Origin of the sequence: Alistipes sp. dk3624 (genome assembly GCF_009557455.1) — a bacterium.
GTDB lineage: Bacteria > Bacteroidota > Bacteroidia > Bacteroidales > Rikenellaceae > Alistipes_A > Alistipes_A hominis.
Genome location: NZ_CP045651.1, coordinates 778333 through 795285, shown reverse-complemented (window position 1 = coordinate 795285; position 16953 = coordinate 778333). Strand labels below are relative to the sequence as shown.

Here is a 16953-nt window from a genome sequence, read left to right as displayed (position 1 = left end):
AGGGGTAAAATGGAGAGGATATTCGATTGTACAGGATAACGTAAAATCTGCGCAAACCAATATCTTGTTGCTAAGATAACCGATCTCTGTTTTTATACCCTCCTGCGTCAATCTTTTAAAAAGCTACATATTGTATCGCCTTAAAAAATTTAACCGCATTATAATCCCGACAGGTCCACTTTATAGTAGGCAGGAGCCGTATTCTCTTTTTCGAGGAACATCGCCATATAGACGGGAGCATAGACGATCTTACCCGCGACCCTCAGGTTGTCGTTATTGAATACGACAGCCTGCTGCAGGTCGTATTCCTTGCAATCCATAATGTTGGACAGGGCGCGGTGCGTTTCGTAGTCCTTGCCCGACTTTACCTCGATGGGCAGAACCTTACCGCCCAGTGCGATGACGAAATCCAACTCGCCCCGTTTCTTGTTGTTGTAATAATATGTGGCGATGCCGTGCGCCGCCAACTCCTGCGCTACGGCGTTCTCATAAACCGAGTCGAAATTGATGTCCTTGTCTCCGTTGATAATGCGTAGCTGGATGCCCTCGGCATACTGGCTGGCCAACAGTCCCACGTCATTTTGGAAGAGTTTGAACAGGTTGCGCGAACGGGCCAGTAAAAGCGGGACTTTCGGTTCCTCCACGTTATAAACCGGCAACGCCGTTCCTGCGTTGGTCAGCCACAGAAAACTGCTTTCGACCCGATCGAACTTCGCATGTTCGTTCAGCCTCTTCAGAATGAAGCGTTTGTTTTTGGCATTCAGCTCGGGCGGAATCAGGTTGAAAATCTCCTCGATATAGAGTTTGTTGCCCGGGTCGTACCGGGCAATGTCCCGTTTGTACAGGCGGATGATGTCTTGCTGTACGGCCATTACCTCCTGAAGATTATTGCTCTCGATGTACCTGCTCACAGCGGCCGGCATACCGCCCACGATGAGATAGAGCCGGAACAGTTCCATGATCTTGCCGTGAACGAACTCATTGACGGCCTCGCGGCGCTTCCACGCTTCGCGCAGCGACCCGATCACGGCATCGCTGATACCCACGCATGAAATGAACTCCTCGAAATCGAGCGGGTACATATCCTTGACACCAATATATCCGACCGGCTCCGAACGCAGGTCTTTCAACTCCACCCCCAACAGCGAACCGCTGAGGATATAACGGTACGAGCCTTCGTCCACAAGGAATTTGATCGCCGTAACGATCTCGGGACACTCCTGTACCTCGTCGAAAAAACGAGCGTTTCCCCCTTGATAAGCGGTACGGAAGTCAGGGCGGACAAGCGCAGCAGCATATCGCCGCTGCTCTTCGCCCCTTTGAACAGCTCCACCGCTTCGGGCATCTCGATGAAATTGATCTCGACGAAACTTTTGAACGATTTGCCGAACTGACGGATCGAATAAGTCTTGCCGATCTGCCGTGCGCCGGTAACGAGCAGTGCGTTACGGGTCGTTTCATAATAATTCCGGATGTAGTCGTCTGAGCATAACTGGCTTTTATTAAGGCTGTCTGCCGACCTATTTGGTACTGAATGCCGTTTTTCCAATGATAATTTCCGCGTATTCGCCTCTTTTCAAAGATAAACGTGTTCGTTATCATCGCGGCTTGCGATTTCTTCGGGCAAATGCCAGGAGGTCAGCCGGAAGGGATAAGCCTGCTTCACGTCGATTTTATCGTTGCAGGCCCAAAGTGCCAGCGCGGTCAGCAAGACCGTACAGCCGGCCGCTATCGTCTTTACCATAACGGTTTCCATTTTTTTCGTTTCTAATGAATCATAATCCTCAGCCCCGCGCCCAGCAGCGTATGGAAGCGGGCGACGGACGATCCGCCCGTTACCCGCTCTCTTAGCGTCAGCAACAGCGCCACCCGGTCGCACAGATACGCTTCGCCTCTCAGGGCGATCTCCCCGCCGTAGACGAAACCGTTTCCGCTGACCAACGTAGCCCCGTCATAGAGCCGCTTCCCGCCCCGGTTGACCGTCTCGTACCCCAACACCCCGGAGAGCCCTGCCGTTACCAGAAAATTGTCCCGGCGGTCACGCGCAACGGGAACGAAGTATCCCGCCCCGGCCGTAAACTGCTCTTTGGGCAGCATCGCTTCCCGGTACGGGTAGTCCTTTCTCAGATACCCGGCTCCGAACTCCCAGTAACGGGTTTTCCGGACATAGCGGACTACCGACAGTTCCGCATGAAAGCTCCACGCTCCGTATTTGTCGCGCAGCAGGAAACCGCCGCAAGCGCCCCCGCCGAGCTGAACGCCCGTCTGTCCGGGCAGACACCGCTGTGCGGATAGTTCGGCCGCCGGCCCCAGCAGTCCCGCCGCGGCCAGCAGAATAAAAATTCTCCTTCGCATCGCCTATTCGATTTTCAGTTCATCCATCTCGCGCGCTCCGACCAAACGGACGTTTTCGATTTCGAAATGCTGGTGACGTCCGCCGCCCCGCTCGTAAACCTCCATGACCAGCACCTTATCGTCCGGAATCGTAAACTTGCGGAACACGAATACGTTCCTTACCATAGCCTCCGCATCCACGCGCGTGATCTCGTCGAATACCCGTACCGGGTTCACGAAGGTCTCCTGCACGGCCGTCCGGCGTGCCGTTTTCCGGTCGCAGACCTTAAAGCGTATGTAGTCGATGTCGAAAGCCACCTTCGAACGGTTCCGCATCAGCACGTGCAGATAGAACAGATCGCCGTGCACGTAGACTCCGCGCAGCAGTACCTCCATTCCGAAACGCTTGCTGCCGACGCTTCGGATGTCCCGAGCGTTCCGCCTGAGAATCGTGTACATGATCCGGTTGACCGTAAGGGGCGTCTCCCCGGCGAGTTCGTCGAGACGTATGTACGTCTGCCGGTTCGCAAAATCCGAGTAGGGATCTTTGTGCAGTCAGTCCTCCATCTCGATGTTGAGCCGGGAAGGATTTTCGGAATAGACCGCCGTGAAAGAGTAGAAGCATCCGTCGGCCGTGATGACCGAAAAGTTCGTCTCTCCCTCGAAGCCCTGTTTCGCGGCTTTGACGCGCACGACGTTCCGCGCCCCGTCCGCCTTGTCCGCGATCAGGTCGAGACTCCCCAGATCGACATAGACCGCCTCCGAGGGGAAAAGGATGTGGAGCGTTTTGCTGAAAGCGACCTCCACCCGGCAGGGCTCCACGACCTGCCGCTGTGAAAACGTGCGGACGGTATCCTGTGCCGGTGCTTCCGCAAAGTGTGCGGCTGCTCGCTGAAAAAGGATACCGACATCGAGATCAATCCCAAACCGACCCTCGTGGTGGAATACCGGTACACCGATAAAAAGGGAAATAACACGACGCATGAAGAGGTCGGACATATGGCCTCCCTGCTGTTCGACCCTACGGGAGTGTTTCTGCGGGAAATAACCGCTTTCGGGGAACGCTTTACCGACTCGATGGCCTTGCGATCGGAAGAAGAGACGATCGCAGAGATTTCTTTGTCCGACTACCTGGCCCGGTACGGCGAACGGATCGATTATCACTGCGGTAAAGAGGTGATAATTCCGATCCACATCGACGTCACATCCTCTGAAATTACCGTTACGGTCAGCGACTGGGACGAAGGAAAGGTGCAGATTCCCGTGCTGGGGAAATAGAATTAAGGTAAATGTTACTCGGGGCTTAATTATCACCTCGTAAATACAGAGGGTTTTAGCAAATTGATCCGTTTATTGTTAGTATTCATATAGTAATAAAAGCTACACAATAACTTTTTTTATTTATCTTTATTTACAACTACAACCAGAGGACTTGTTTTGTTATTTCCGCAGGAGCGCAGGAACACTGTGATAAGCTTTATTTTTATCAACGTCGGAATACATGCTGATTCTAAATTCTACAATACCCCCTTTAATTTGGAGAGTTCATCGGAGGTAAGCTGAAGCTTCTTGAGTTTTTGAATAGTTTTCATGATTTTACGTTTTTAATGTCAAACTAAGTAAGAAGTTATTGTGTGGCTTTTGTATAATTTAAAATGTATTCATACATACCTTTATACAAATCCTCTTTTAAAATTTTAATTTTCTCCGATGGATTACATTTGTTTGCATCAAAATTCCCAGAATAAGAATGTTGACTGCATGTGCCGAAGCAAACAGGGACTAAAATGTAATTTTTACATTTCGTATTGTCAAAGGGAATCTTTATGCGTTCATAGTAAGATTTATTCCAAACCGGAATGCCATCGTTTTGTAATTCTCCAACACAAGCTTTAGAGTCTTTTCAAAAATCACAAGCTGTGCATTTATATAATATTTCTATCGTAGTTAATGACAATTTGATTGTAAGAATCAGCATGACATCTGTATTTCTTACCATAATCTCCTTGATTATAATCCTCACAAGTAGTGAGTAAGCATCTTTTAGCTAAATCATATAGTCCATAATTATGCTGTCATCAGTAAGTTATGGACTTTTTTATGAATTCACCATATGTAGCAAAACCGAAACACAAGGGTAAAATGCATCCCTATGCGTCCCAGGTCTTCGTGTTTCAGGCTATTCGGTTAGCAAGGGTATGTGGTCCGTTATAACCTCTATGTGACCCAAATCCTCTCCCCGGCAGTCTGATAGTCGGTGAGCGATCCGGCTGGCACTTTAACGCAATCATCTGAAATAGCGTTATTAAATGGTGTCGGATTATTGGAAACAGTGACAACTTGCAGTATGTACCTTGCCCGGCAAATTACCTTTTTTACCGATTCCCGTTCGAAAACGATTCTTCTGGGGCCGTTCGATTGTCCGGAAGAAGACGGCCGCAGATGTCAGACCCTCCGTTGCATGTCGACAAACAGACAAATAAGCGTATCTTGGGGCCCTTATGTATCATTTCAGACACGGGTAATGCCGCAAGGAAACAGAGAAAAAATGGAAAACTACAAATACCATCATGCAGAATTCCCGATGCTTCCATTCGAAGGGCCGTAGTGGGAACACCTGCACTTATGCTTTCGGGTGTGCTTTACCGGTGTTTATCGCAAGAGTTTATAAACCGATCAAAGCACAACGCAATGAAAACCTCCATTACCCCCAGGCTCAACTACCGACCAGACTCGGCGGGGCGCCGTGCGCTTATCGTCCAGGTGATCCACAACCGCCGCCGCAGCATCCTGACCACCCCTTACCGCCTGCGCCCCGAAGAGTTCGACGCCCGGAGAGGGCGTGCCGTGGCTACGAACCGCGGCAAAGCCCACCTCACCTTGATCCGCGATGCGAATGAGTGCATCGAAGAGTATATCCGGCAACTGCGAGCCATCGCCGACCGCCTTCACGAGACCGGCAAACCTTACACGGTATCGGACATCACTGGAACGTATAAGCTCGGCGGCGACAACCGCTACGTGGAGATCTTCGCAGAGCATGTTGCCCGCGAACTCGAAAATGCTGGACGCTTCGGCACGGCCCGCTCGTACCGCTCGCTCCGGAGCGCGTGGGTCAAGTTCGCGGCCCACCGCCAATGGCGCTTTTCGCAGCTCGACGGCGGTACGGTCTCCGCCTTTGCGGCCTACCTCGAAAGCCGGGGCCGCAAGCGCAATACGGTAACATTCTATCTGAGGACCCTGCATGCACTCTACAACCGCGCCCGCGTGTACGGCTGCGCCCCCATCCACCGGGACCCGTTTCCGAACGTGTCGTTCAAGCCCGCCCGAACCCCGAAACTGGCCGTCAACCGCAGTCTGCTGCGTATCCTCGCCACCAGTGATTTCGGGGACCGCGAACTGAACGAGGCTCGCGATATGTTCCTGTTCAGTTTCTACGCACGGGGCATGTCTTTCGTCGATATATGCTATCTGCGTAAGGAGAATATCCGTGGCGGCACGCTGCACTACGAGCGGCAGAAGACGCACCAGCCGTTCAGCGTGGCCCTTACGCCGCAACTGCAGGAGATCATCTCCCGCTACGACGATCCCGCCTCCCCGTGGGCGCTTCCCTGCATGGGGCGGGGCATGATCCGCTCGGCATTCAGAAACGAAGAGATGGCTGGCGACATGCCGCCCGGAAAACTATATACCTTTTACCGCATGGCCCTGCAATACTATATCACACAACTGAAGAAAGTCTCGCGGAGCGTGGGCTGCCGCCGGCTGACCTTCAACGTGGCCCGGCATACGTGGGCGACCGAGGCCCGGGGCATGGGCGTCCCGATGCCGCATATCAGCGAAGGCCTGGGCCACACCTCGGAACGGACGACGCGATGCTACCTGGCGCAACTCGACAGCGGCACGGTGGACCGGATCAACGAAAAAGTCACGAAGCTGTATTGAAAAAGAGGGAACGGGGGAAACCGCCCTAAGCATGCGATTCGCTATGTTTAGCGAAAAACCAAAGTAAAATCGCTATGTTTAGCGAATCTTGTCTGATTTCGTATCCTTGCTGCCAACAAACAGACAAAACCGGACTGGTCTTCATTTTATGATACAAAAATATACATTATCTGCGTTTTATGCAAAAAAAATATAAGAACAGTAAATCAGGATAGTCCGGGTACGGAGTTTTCTTGATAAGTCCGTCCGTTTTACCGCGTCCCCGATTGTTTTACCGCATCGTGTCCTATTCGGACCTATTATCGCCATGCAACCGATCCCTCCACAAACCGCACAGTAAGCGGTCTGGAACGCTTTTTTTCGTACATCTCCGCGCCGTCTTGCAGCGCATTGTTTTACCGTTTCGATATTTGCCGGTCTCCCGCAGTCTGGTTATAACCAATGCATTATGTCTCGTATCATTTACCCGGAAATGCGATTGCGTTCCGGTAAAACATTGTCCGTGATATTTCAGGCTGTGTATAAGCGCATTATACACAGCAATTGTTTCTGGTTTTTCGCTAAACATAGCGAATCGTTGTACAGTCCCTCTGCGGGCCTTTGTTAGATTGCGGCACACGGCACCATAACCGGTTAGTTTTTAACACAAAACGAAACCCGTATATGGAGAAAAGGCTGTATATGCTGTGTCTTACTCTCTGCCTGTGTTTCATAGGTGCAGGGGCTTTCAATCTCCTTCGCGCCCAACAGTCGGCGTCAAGGCCGATCTATCGTACGGAGAGTGCTGTCATCGGATACCGATCGGTTACCGGTATCTATGGTCTTTTTATAAAAAAATCACAGTTTTTTTTCGAATCCACCGGCTTGCATGGTGGGGATGCCAGTTTCCGATATAGTTCGGGAAAGACACCGCATGTCGTACGGTTCTCGGGAGAGGGTCCGTACCGGTGTTTAGAGAATGCGATTTGTGCCGGCAATGCTTTGTACGCCGGAACGAAGGCGTTCTTTGTATCAATTGACTCCCGCCGCTTTCCGGAGGTGTCTATCATCATACCTATCAACGATACATGCCAGACCATGGAGTTGCCGTGTCCGTCTGTATTGCCGCTTTTTATTGCCTGGACTGAAGCATCGTAGTTAGATATTTGAATAAATGATATGGTAAAACGATAAATAGAAGATAGAAAATGAAACGCGCGCTTTTATTGTTTACGATAGTCGTTTCCTGTGTCTCGCAGGAACTCTATGCGCAGAAGGTGGCGGTGAAAACCAACCTGCTTTCCGATGCTTTTTTCAGCCCGAATCTGGGTGTTGAAGTAGGATTCGCCCCCAGGTGGACATTGGACGTGAGCGGACAGTTCAACGGATGGACGCTTTCGCATGACAGGCGGTGGAAGCACTGGGCAGTGCAGCCGGAAGTTCGCTATTGGCTATGCGACCGCTTCGGCGGACACTTTTTCGGTGCGCATTTACATGGCGGACAGTACAACATCGGCGGATTCGACGGGAAAATCAATATGTTGGGCACTGACTTCCGGAAGCTGAAAGATACCCGCTATCAAGGCTGGTTTATCGGTGCGGGCGTATCATACGGCTACGCCTTTATCCTTGGCCGCCATTGGAATCTGGAAACGGAAATCGGTTTGGGCTACTCTTATACCCGCTATGACAGGTATCGGTGTAGCGGATGCGGCAAAAAGGTGGAAACGGACAAGCCCCACCACTACATGGGCCCCACCAAAGCGGCCATCAACCTGGTTTATCTATTCTAAAAAATGCAACTAACATGAAAAGAACAATACTCATACCGGTAATCCTGTTGGGATTGGGACATTTGCCAGAAGCGGTAGGACAAAATACCGATACTGTCATACCTGGTGTTTCCGTCGAAAATTCCAACATGAATCGAGAGGGAAAATACCTTGCCGTGGAGATAAATTTGGATATAAACAAACTTGATGTGGATGCCAACCGTGCCGTGCTGCTCACGCCGCGTTTGGTCAACGGGACGGATTCTCTTGACCTGCCCTCGGTGGGAATTTACGGGCGCAGGCGGTATTACTATTACGTACGGAACGGCATAGGCAGTATCTCAGGTGAAAATGAAACGGTTTATCGCGCGTCGGGCAAACCGAACAGTCTGGCATACAATAACCTTACGGAGTACGAAGACTGGATGGACGGGGCAACGCTTAAATTCCACCGCAGCGATTGGGGGTGTTGTCACGAGATATTGGCGGAATACGAAGGCGTATTGGGGCGTCATCGAGAAGCTTTCTTCCCGGAATTGATATTTGTGCAACCCGAAGCGGAAATCATGAAAAGTCGTTCGTTATCCGGATCGGCATACATAGACTTCCCGGTCGACCAAACGGCGATTTATCCCGATTACCGTCGCAATACGGTCGAATTGGGCAAGATACAGGCGACTATCGACTCCGTACGCAACGACAAGGATGTCTCCATCACTTCCGTGTGGCTGAAAGGTTTCGCTTCGCCGGAAAGTCCCTACAAGCACAACACGGAGCTGGCCATCGGGCGTACAGCCGCACTTAAAAAGCACATCGGGCAGCTGTACCACTTTGCAGACAGTATCATCCGGACAGACTACGAACCGGAAGACTGGGCGGGCCTGCGCCGTCAGGTGGAACAATCGAACATTAACCATCGCGGGGAGATTCTGGCTTTGATAGACAGCGACATGGAACCGGATGCCAAGGAGGCAAAGATCAAGCGCACTTACCCGGAAGAATACCGCTTCATGCTGCAACATTTCTATCCGGCGTTGCGCCATACGGACTACCGCATAGACTACGCCATACGCACGTTCAGCGAAGTGGAAGAGATAAAGCGCATTATGGCTGAGCAGCCGCAGAAGCTAAGTCAGAATGAGTTCTACCTCGTTGCCGGAAAGTATGAGCCAGGCACGGATGAGTTTACCGATGTCTTTGAAACAGCCGTGCGTATGTTCCCGAACGATGAGATTGCAAACCTCAATGCCGCCAATGCCGCTATCCGGCGCGATGATTTTGAAACGGCACATAGGTATCTCGACAAGGCAGGCGACTCCGCCGAGGCTGTCTATGCACGGGGCGCATTAGCCATACGCAAGAAAGATTATAACACGGCACGCCGGTACCTGAGCAAGGCGAAAGAGATGGGATTTGAAAAGGCCGGCAGGACGCTCGACGAACTGAACGAAAGATTGCAATGACCTCAAATAGACAGGATAAACCAAGAGATAAGGAACAATATTTTCAAACATTTTAATTTATCGACAATGAAAAGAAATTTTTTATTCATGTCCATGCTGGCAGCCCTGTTTATGGCAGGATGCTCACAGGAGGAGATTACTCCTGGCGGCGAGGACAACGGTAACGGTGAGGCCAATACCAGCTATATGGCCGTAAACCTGATGTCCTCTGATGTGACAGGTACTCGTGCCGCTGCCGGTTACGAGGATGGAAGTGAAGCCGAAAACGATGTTGAAAAAGTCCGTTTTTATTTTTTCACCGCGAACGGCGCCGTTGCTAACGTTAAACTTTTAAACGGCAGCTATGTAAACTTCTATGACTGGGAACCCACTGATGCGGATCAGACGTTTCCTGACGGAAATGGCAACGATGATATCGGAAGTAAACTCAAGGCCACGATTGTCATCAGTACCAAGGACGGAGACAGACTTCCGCAGAGAATTGCGGCTGTGCTGAATCCTCCCAGAGATGATGATGGTAATGTCCTTTTGGGTAACACATCAATGAGCCTTACCAATCTGAAGGCTGTTGCCGCCGATTATGCCGCCACCGGTCTGACCACAAAAGGCAAATTCGTGATGTTCAATTCCGTATATGGGGAAAATAGCGCAGAGGTATGTGCTGTCCCTATCGAGTCTGACCATCTACAGAAGACTGAAGCCCTTGCCAAGGCCAACCCCGTCACAATCTATGTCGAGCGTAGCGTGGCCAAGGTCAGCGTTGCCCTGGGTTCTGCTGTAAGTGCTGCCGGCAGTGACAAACTTGCACTGAAAGATAAGGATGGTAATGACCTCAAAGTACCAGTAGGTGGAGAACAGGTTTACCTGAAACTCAACGGTTGGAGCCTGACCGCCGAAACCGATGAGGGCAGATTGGTCAAGGCTATTGATCCCACATGGACAAGTAGTTGGTGGAACGGCACACACCGCAGTTTCTGGGCCATCAATTCTGAGGATGCCGCGAACGACTATGATACTTACAACAACACTATCAATAATGCCTTTAGCACTTCATTGTACACCAATGAGAATGCTTTGGATTATGCGAGTTCCTCTATCAACCGCACCAAGGTTATCCTCAAGGGGACTCTTTGTAAGGCAGACGGTACAACGCCTTTCACTATTATAAGACACTTGGGTATCTATTCTGCCGACACATATTCTACGACCGAGTCTTCAAACCTCCCCGTATTGAAGGCAAGTATTCTCAATCAATTGACAGCCGGTGGATATACTTACTATTCGGGAGACAACACGACACGTACAGGGCTTAGTGCCAGCGATCTTAAGATTGTAATCGTGGGACAGGCAACATCCGAGCCAAGCGATGGAAAAGCGCGCAACTGCTATGTATATGCCCAGTTGACAGATGTCGCAAAAGCGAAGAAGTGGTACACTTCTTCAAACACCGCCGTGACGGCAACTGTTTCATCCGATGTCATTAACGGCAAACTTGCAGACAAGGATATAGTTGACAGGGCTCTGGTCTGGAAGTCCGGTATGACCTACTATTACTATGAGATTATTCATCATAAAGAAGCTAATCAAACTAACGAAACGGCTACCAAAGGTATAGTTCGCAATCACATATATAAAACAACCGTGACTAAGATCGCCGGTCTCGGCACCCCTGTTTACGATCCCGACCAGGTAATTTATCCCGAGAAGCCCGAAGACAATGACCACTACATCGCTGCTGAAATCGATATCCTGTCTTGGCGCATTGTCGAGAACAACTATGAGTTGAAGTGGTAATATGAACCCGGACGCCCGAAGGCGTTCCTGATACATACAGTGTGGGAGGCGGCTCCCGTCTCCCACACATATTAATTAAACAGAATAACGAATACAGTACCCGCCCACCGGTACACAAGGGAGGTGCGGCATCGGAGACCTGAACGCAAGACAGGTATCCCATTTGACGAGAAAATCCGGATGCGGAAATTCCGCACACAATATATAAATATCAAGAAAGAGTAAACGATATGGATATACGGGCAATGATAAGGAATTTGGCAGCCAAGGTCTGCGTGGCGTCAGTCTGCCTGTCGGCTCTTCCGTCCTGCGACAGATGGTTCTACGAGGAAGAAGGCGACTGTTCGGTATATTACCGGCTCAAATTCCGTTACGATAAGAACTTGAAGTGGGCTGATGCTTTCGCAAACGAGGTTTCATCAGTTCACCTGTATGCCTTCGACAAATCGGGTGTACTGGTATGGCAGCGTGAAGAACAGATAGATCCGACTACGGCGGAGAACTACTCGATGTCGCTCGACCTGCCCGCCGGCGATTATCGACTGTTGGCATGGTGCGGTCTCCGGAACGATGGCGAGCGTGAAGAGTCTTTCTCCGTACCCGAAGCCCGTGTCGGCGAGACCCGTATGAAGCAGTTGCAGTGTGCCCTGAACCGTAAGTACGACGAGTCCGGCGCATACAGCAAAGAAAGGCTTTACCGGCTCTTTCATGGCACTTTGGATGTGTCGCTGCCCTCGAACGATGACGGGGGCAGTTACGATTACACCATGTGCCTGACCAAGAACACCAATCATGTCCGCGTCATACTGCATCACCTTTCGGGAGAGGATGTGGATGTGAATCAATTCGTCTTCCGTATAGAGGACGAGAACGGTTTGATGGCTCATGACAATGAATTGATGGAAGACGAGAACATTACCTACCGTCCTTGGAAAACGCAGAACGGCGAGGCTGGCGTAGGAAAAGATGATACCCGTGCCGTCATCCAAGTAAAGGGGGCCATCGCCGACCTGACCGTGGGACGTATGATGGAAACACATCGTGAGAAGATGTTTCTGACCATCGCCGGCAAAGAAGACGGCGAAACGGTGGCCCGCATCCCGGTGATAGACTATGCGCTGTTGGCAAAGGACTATTACGAGGAAGAGTACAACCGTTCGATGACCGACCAGGAGTTCCTGGACCGCGAGGACGACTATGTGATGACATTCTTCCTTGACGAGGACAACCAGTGGATCAACAGCTACATACTGATTCACTCTTGGCGTGTGGTGCCGAGTAACATTGAAATTGAATAATCAGGAAGAAGGGTTGGACTGATGAAACCGAACATTATACATAGCATTGTAATCTGCCTGACGGCATTCGCATTGCTTTTTATGGTGGCGTGCAGCAGTCAGGAAGAATCCTTGCCGGACAACGTTACGGAAGCTGCCCTGTATCTGAATATCGCCACCATAGGACAAACAAGGGCGAGTACGGCAGAACTGCCCGACAACGAGAAGATGAACAGTGTACGCGTGGTTGTACTACATGCGGCTGACGGAACGGTGGAACATAACCGCCACTTTTCGCTGGAGGGTGCGCAGGCACAGAAAACCATCTTACTCAAGGTAACACCGAACGAAAAGAAGAAGATATTCCTCTTCGCCAATGAAGAGAGCGTGTCCACGGTAGAAGGTGTAACTGTAGAGGGTGAAAATCAAACGCTGACCGCTTTCTTCAACAGTTATACAGAAGGAATGCCCGGCTTTGAAGCCGCGGTGAACAACCTCTATTTCGCTCCGGACTATTCGGGCGGAAAACCCATCCCGATGTCTTCCATGTACGAGATAGATTTTCCTGAAAAAGGGAATTTCGACGGGACGTTCTACGTGGTACGTGTCGCCACCAAATTCATGGTGAACTTTATGAACTGGCGTGGAGAGGAAGTAATTGTGGACAATTTCACCATAGCGAGCCATGCCGACAAGAACTTTCTGATGGCGCATGTCAATGACAGCGAACAAAACGAGCAACTTTTCAACGGAAAAACTTGGATAGATTGGTTGAAGGAGGTTTCCGACGCCTCGTCCGAAAATGACGATTACGCCGTCACGGAAGCCGCCGGCTGGCTGAAAGACTACGAACTGCCGGCACAAGCGGATAAGGCAATCACCTATACCCACGGGACGGTTACCGTTGGAAAACCGACAGTGGATATAGACAACCCCGATAACTCGAAACCGGGTGTGGCGAAGAATATTCCCGTTTTCTACCTGCCCGAAAGCAAAAGCCCCAAAGCGGGAGCAACAGACGGCGAGCAGGAGTACACCCTGACAATCAAGATAACCGGAAGGGATGAACCTTTCGTCTGCAAGTTACCCAACTTGAAGGCACTTTTCCGCAACACCCATGTCGTGGTGGATATAACAATGTATAATAGTAATGAAATCATAGTGGATGTGATTCCATATAGCGAGGTAATCCTTGAACCGGAATTCGGATTATAAAACAATAAATAAGTATATGAAGCATTTTGTACGACATACCGTTCTCTTCCTGATGATTTCAACCGTTACAGGTTGTTATGACGAATTTATGAAGGAAGAAACCATAGGTGAAGGCAAGGCAAGTATATCTGCCACGCTGGACTTCAAACCCATGTCCTCGGCACTGAGCCGGACACGGGCTGCCGGAGATGCATTAAAGGGTATCAATAGCTTGCATATATTGTTGTATGATCACAGTACAAAGAAGTTAATAAACAGTTGGGAGATAGAAGAATATTCCGTGTCCGATGAAAAACGTGATGATACGAATGCTGAAAACGGGAACAGTGCGGAAACAAGTACCAAACGCGCCACTTTCAAGCTGCCGGAGGAAATCAACTTCGGCAAATATTATATGTATGCCGTGGCGAACATCCCAGACCTGCTTACAAATACGGCCTATTCTGATGCCATACAAACGATAGACGAGCTCAAAAGTATTCCCCTCACATGGGACTCCGAAAACGTGACCAACAATGGCCAGATGATTGGCTTTTTCACTAAAAGCTCCGTTCCTGCTCTATCGGCGGACGACGAGTCTCTTGTAGTAAATGAAAAAAGCATAAAACTCCACGCGTGGCTACGCCGTGCGGCTTCTAAAGTGACCGTGGCATACGACGGTAGCGCATTGAAAGAAGGAGTGTTTATCTATCTCCAATCCGTGCAGATTAAAGATATTCCTTTGCAATGCTATTTGGGAAAGGAAAATAATGTGGGAAAAGAGGGGTACACCTTGGATGTACCAGAGACCGGGCCTGATATGATTGATGGAGAAATCATTACTTATCATGAAGGAGATATAACAGAGGATTTTGAATACGGGGAAGGCTGTGCAGACCATCGTGTCACGGTAGGTAGTCCCCATTTCGGTTCTCACGATGAAACAGCTCCCGCACTATACTTTTACGAGAATATACAGGGAGCGGGTAGTAGTATGCCTGACAAGAGGCAGGATTCAGACGGTAACGGGATATTGGATTTCCCCGGATTGCCGAACAAGCCGGATAAATACCCTGATTACCGCCTAAAAGATAACGTACCTTACGGTACATACATTGAGGTACATGCGCACTACATCTCCAACAATTCCGAGCGATTGGGTAACGGGCACATCATTTATCGTTTCATGCTGGGACAGGACGTGATACATGATTATAACGCCAAGCGCAACTGCCACTACAAGCTGACATTGAAATTCAAAAACTTCGCGAACGAGGCGGACTGGCATATCGAGTACGAGGAGCCGGAGCCGGGCGTGATGACTCCTGAGCCCTATTATATCTCATACCTGTACAACCATTCCATGATGTATCCCATTAAGGTGAATACTGGCGGTCGAAAGATAGAGTACATAAAAGCGGAAATCAAGGAAAACAATTGGGCGCCCCATAACGCCAGCAGCGATATTTATTATACGGGTGCTCTGAATGGTGTTGACGCACCGTGGAACGGTTTCCTGTCATTACATAAAACAACGGAAACGGTCCTATATGCAGATAAAATCGGAACAAATGAGCAATACTACAATACTGTTCCTAAACGAGGAGAACGTGAATATAAAGATTTTACTTTGCCCGACGGTAAAATATCCGAAGATTTTACGACTGCCGGTTCTGAATCGGACGATAAATACCGTGTAGAGAAACATCCTACGGAAGAGAATACATACAACATATATATTCCTATGTACACGTGCGCCAAGCAGATGATATCAACGACCGGATACACCGGAAACAATCCTTACGTGGCATATCAGAGATTGGCGAGAGTCGAGATTACAACTAAGCTGGAAGGATTGGATGAGTGCTTTTATAATGAAGTTCCGATATACCAGGTACGTCGTGTCGTGAATCCGAAGGGCATATATCGATCTTCCGAAAATAATAAGTCGTTTCATGTCGTGTTGAAGCGATTGCCGAGAGAGAATGACCAAATATTCAAGACATTCCAATCCGAAGGCCCATGGAAAGCCTATGTCATCAAGAGATATAACGGAGATGGAATCACCCTGTCGGTAACATCGGACAAAACAGAGTTAAAGGATGATCCGGAATATGGAAAAGCCATATATGGTAAAACCGGCAGCGAGATTGACTTCAGCGTGGATTTCTCCGGGAGTTCGACAGAGAACCGTTACGCTATTATCCGCGTGGAATATCACAATTATACCTGCCAGCATCTGATTTTCATACGGCAAGGTGACAAGCCTGACGATTTGGTTACAGGCGGCGTGAAGTGGTATGCCAAGAATATGAAGACTTCGACCGACCTGGCTTCCACTCCGTTGGACGAAGGGTCGCTGTTCAAATTCGGAAATTGGAATCAGCCGATAGACGCATTGAGCAATAAAAACCCATTTGAACCGTGGATAAATGTCACGCCGGAAGATTTCAAAGTATATCCTGAAGATGGCTTTACCAATGCAGGAACTGGAGTCAAAATGGAGTGGACAACCATTACTAATCTTGGTAAGGACAATAAGTTCGGTGCTCCTCAAATGGCGAATGCCAGGGTGGCTACAGCCGCAGACTTTTGGGAATTGAGGGCGGATAATGTAGAGCAGGGATACGGTGTATTGTACGGAGATGATGCCACGGAAACGGCCGATGATATCGTAGATGCTTACGGCTATGACTATGAACACAGTACGTCTGGACGTGGAATGAGAGGCTGTTTCGCGTATAACAGCGATACGGGCAAAAATCTGTTCTTCCCCATTGGCGCCTCCGGCTACGGACACAGAAAACAAAGCTATACTGCCAGTTGGGGAGATCCTGAAATCCTCAATGGAGTATTAAGATATGCTGGCGGCCGAACAAAATTATATCCAGATCCTAAAGATCGTCCGTTGTTTTACGACATATACAAACGACCGGGAGCCATCTATTGGTTAAACGCGGAGATTCCTAAAGACTACTTTACGCCGACGGATGGTGCCAGCCTGGGATGGGATATCAACTATTTTTCATTTGATTTCAATTTTATCAGTACGGACAACCTAATTAGATCCGGAGGTTCGGATGCTTGCTTTGTGCGTTGCGTAGTAGATCCATAATCATGGGAGAAGAATCAAATTTGACGATTAGCGGTGATGTAAGTAAATTGTGTATCAACGGGAAAAGTAGAATAAAATCG

11 protein-coding genes and 2 pseudogenes are annotated in these 16953 nt (G+C 49.5%); 9 read left to right on the top strand and 4 right to left on the bottom strand.

All coding sequences use genetic code 11. The features are described from left to right. Positions 1–158: 158 nt before the first annotated feature. Positions 159–1297, bottom strand: a pseudogene (locus GFH31_RS03325) (ATP-binding protein). On the opposite strand from GFH31_RS03325, the gene GFH31_RS12860 reads away from it, so the two are divergent. Then, complete coding sequence (locus GFH31_RS12860; RefSeq protein WP_228385795.1) at positions 1254–1394, top strand: hypothetical protein; 141 nt, start codon at positions 1254–1256, stop codon at positions 1392–1394. The pseudogene GFH31_RS03325 and the gene GFH31_RS12860 sit on opposite strands and share 44 nt — an antisense overlap. Positions 1395–1576: 182 nt before the next feature. On the opposite strand, the gene GFH31_RS03320 is transcribed toward GFH31_RS12860, so the two are convergent. From GFH31_RS03320 to traN, 3 genes and pseudogenes are all read right to left on the bottom strand, one after another. Continuing rightward, positions 1577–1744 (bottom strand): TraQ conjugal transfer family protein, encoded by a 168-nt coding sequence (locus GFH31_RS03320; RefSeq protein WP_172970793.1) that lies wholly within the window; start codon positions 1742–1744, stop codon positions 1577–1579. 23 nt (positions 1745–1767) lie between these two features. Beyond that, positions 1768–2355: a conjugal transfer protein TraO gene (locus GFH31_RS03315; RefSeq protein WP_153498223.1), complete on the bottom strand. Its 588-nt coding sequence runs from the start codon at positions 2353–2355 to the stop codon at positions 1768–1770. Positions 2356–2358: 3 nt separating this feature from the next. Further along, positions 2359–3237: pseudogene (gene traN / locus GFH31_RS03310) on the bottom strand (conjugative transposon protein TraN). On the opposite strand from traN, the gene GFH31_RS03305 reads away from it, so the two are divergent. The 8 genes from GFH31_RS03305 (at position 3211) to GFH31_RS03270 (ending at position 16873) form a co-directional block, all read left to right on the top strand. Next, positions 3211–3612, top strand: coding sequence for a hypothetical protein (locus GFH31_RS03305; protein ID WP_172970789.1), 402 nt, complete (start codon positions 3211–3213; stop codon positions 3610–3612). The pseudogene traN and the gene GFH31_RS03305 overlap by 27 nt on opposite strands. 1413 nt (positions 3613–5025) lie before the next feature. Beyond that, complete coding sequence (locus tag GFH31_RS03300; protein ID WP_172970794.1) at positions 5026–6279, top strand: site-specific integrase; 1254 nt, start codon at positions 5026–5028, stop codon at positions 6277–6279. Between the two features lie 1187 nt (positions 6280–7466). After that, the gene (locus tag GFH31_RS03295) at positions 7467–8051 is read left to right on the top strand and encodes a DUF3575 domain-containing protein (RefSeq protein ID WP_101573128.1); all 585 of its coding nucleotides are present in this window, start codon (positions 7467–7469) and stop codon (positions 8049–8051) included. A gap of 14 nt (positions 8052–8065) precedes the next feature. Next, positions 8066–9493 carry a DUF3868 domain-containing protein gene (locus GFH31_RS03290; RefSeq protein ID WP_081032564.1) on the top strand — a complete coding sequence of 476 codons (1428 nt, stop codon included), beginning with the start codon at positions 8066–8068 and terminating at the stop codon, positions 9491–9493. A 66-nt stretch (positions 9494–9559) separates the two neighbouring features. Continuing rightward, positions 9560–11287: an Mfa1 family fimbria major subunit gene (locus GFH31_RS03285; RefSeq protein WP_153498225.1), complete on the top strand. Its 1728-nt coding sequence runs from the start codon at positions 9560–9562 to the stop codon at positions 11285–11287. Between the two features lie 230 nt (positions 11288–11517). Further along, positions 11518–12585: a FimB/Mfa2 family fimbrial subunit gene (locus GFH31_RS03280; RefSeq protein ID WP_153498226.1), complete on the top strand. Its 1068-nt coding sequence runs from the start codon at positions 11518–11520 to the stop codon at positions 12583–12585. A gap of 21 nt (positions 12586–12606) precedes the next feature. After that, positions 12607–13779: a hypothetical protein gene (locus GFH31_RS03275; RefSeq protein ID WP_118656000.1), complete on the top strand. Its 1173-nt coding sequence runs from the start codon at positions 12607–12609 to the stop codon at positions 13777–13779. Between the two features lie 16 nt (positions 13780–13795). After that, complete coding sequence (locus GFH31_RS03270) at positions 13796–16873, top strand: DUF4906 domain-containing protein (protein WP_153498227.1); 3078 nt, start codon at positions 13796–13798, stop codon at positions 16871–16873. Positions 16874–16953: the final 80 nt, after the last annotated feature.

What these genes read in the sequence shown, in the direction of transcription:
- GFH31_RS03275 (WP_118656000.1), top strand. Translation starts at nt 12,607, where the DNA reads ATGAAACCGAACATTATACATAGCATTGTAATCTGCCTGACGGCATTC.
- GFH31_RS03280 (WP_153498226.1), top strand. Translation starts at nt 11,518, where the DNA reads ATGGATATACGGGCAATGATAAGGAATTTGGCAGCCAAGGTCTGCGTG.
- GFH31_RS03270 (WP_153498227.1), top strand. Translation starts at nt 13,796, where the DNA reads ATGAAGCATTTTGTACGACATACCGTTCTCTTCCTGATGATTTCAACC.
- GFH31_RS03300 (WP_172970794.1), top strand. Translation starts at nt 5,026, where the DNA reads ATGAAAACCTCCATTACCCCCAGGCTCAACTACCGACCAGACTCGGCG.
- GFH31_RS03290 (WP_081032564.1), top strand. Translation starts at nt 8,066, where the DNA reads ATGAAAAGAACAATACTCATACCGGTAATCCTGTTGGGATTGGGACAT.
- GFH31_RS03320 (WP_172970793.1), bottom strand. Translation starts at nt 1,744, where the DNA reads ATGGTAAAGACGATAGCGGCCGGCTGTACGGTCTTGCTGACCGCGCTG.
- GFH31_RS03285 (WP_153498225.1), top strand. Translation starts at nt 9,560, where the DNA reads ATGAAAAGAAATTTTTTATTCATGTCCATGCTGGCAGCCCTGTTTATG.
- GFH31_RS03315 (WP_153498223.1), bottom strand. Translation starts at nt 2,355, where the DNA reads ATGCGAAGGAGAATTTTTATTCTGCTGGCCGCGGCGGGACTGCTGGGG.
- GFH31_RS03295 (WP_101573128.1), top strand. Translation starts at nt 7,467, where the DNA reads ATGAAACGCGCGCTTTTATTGTTTACGATAGTCGTTTCCTGTGTCTCG.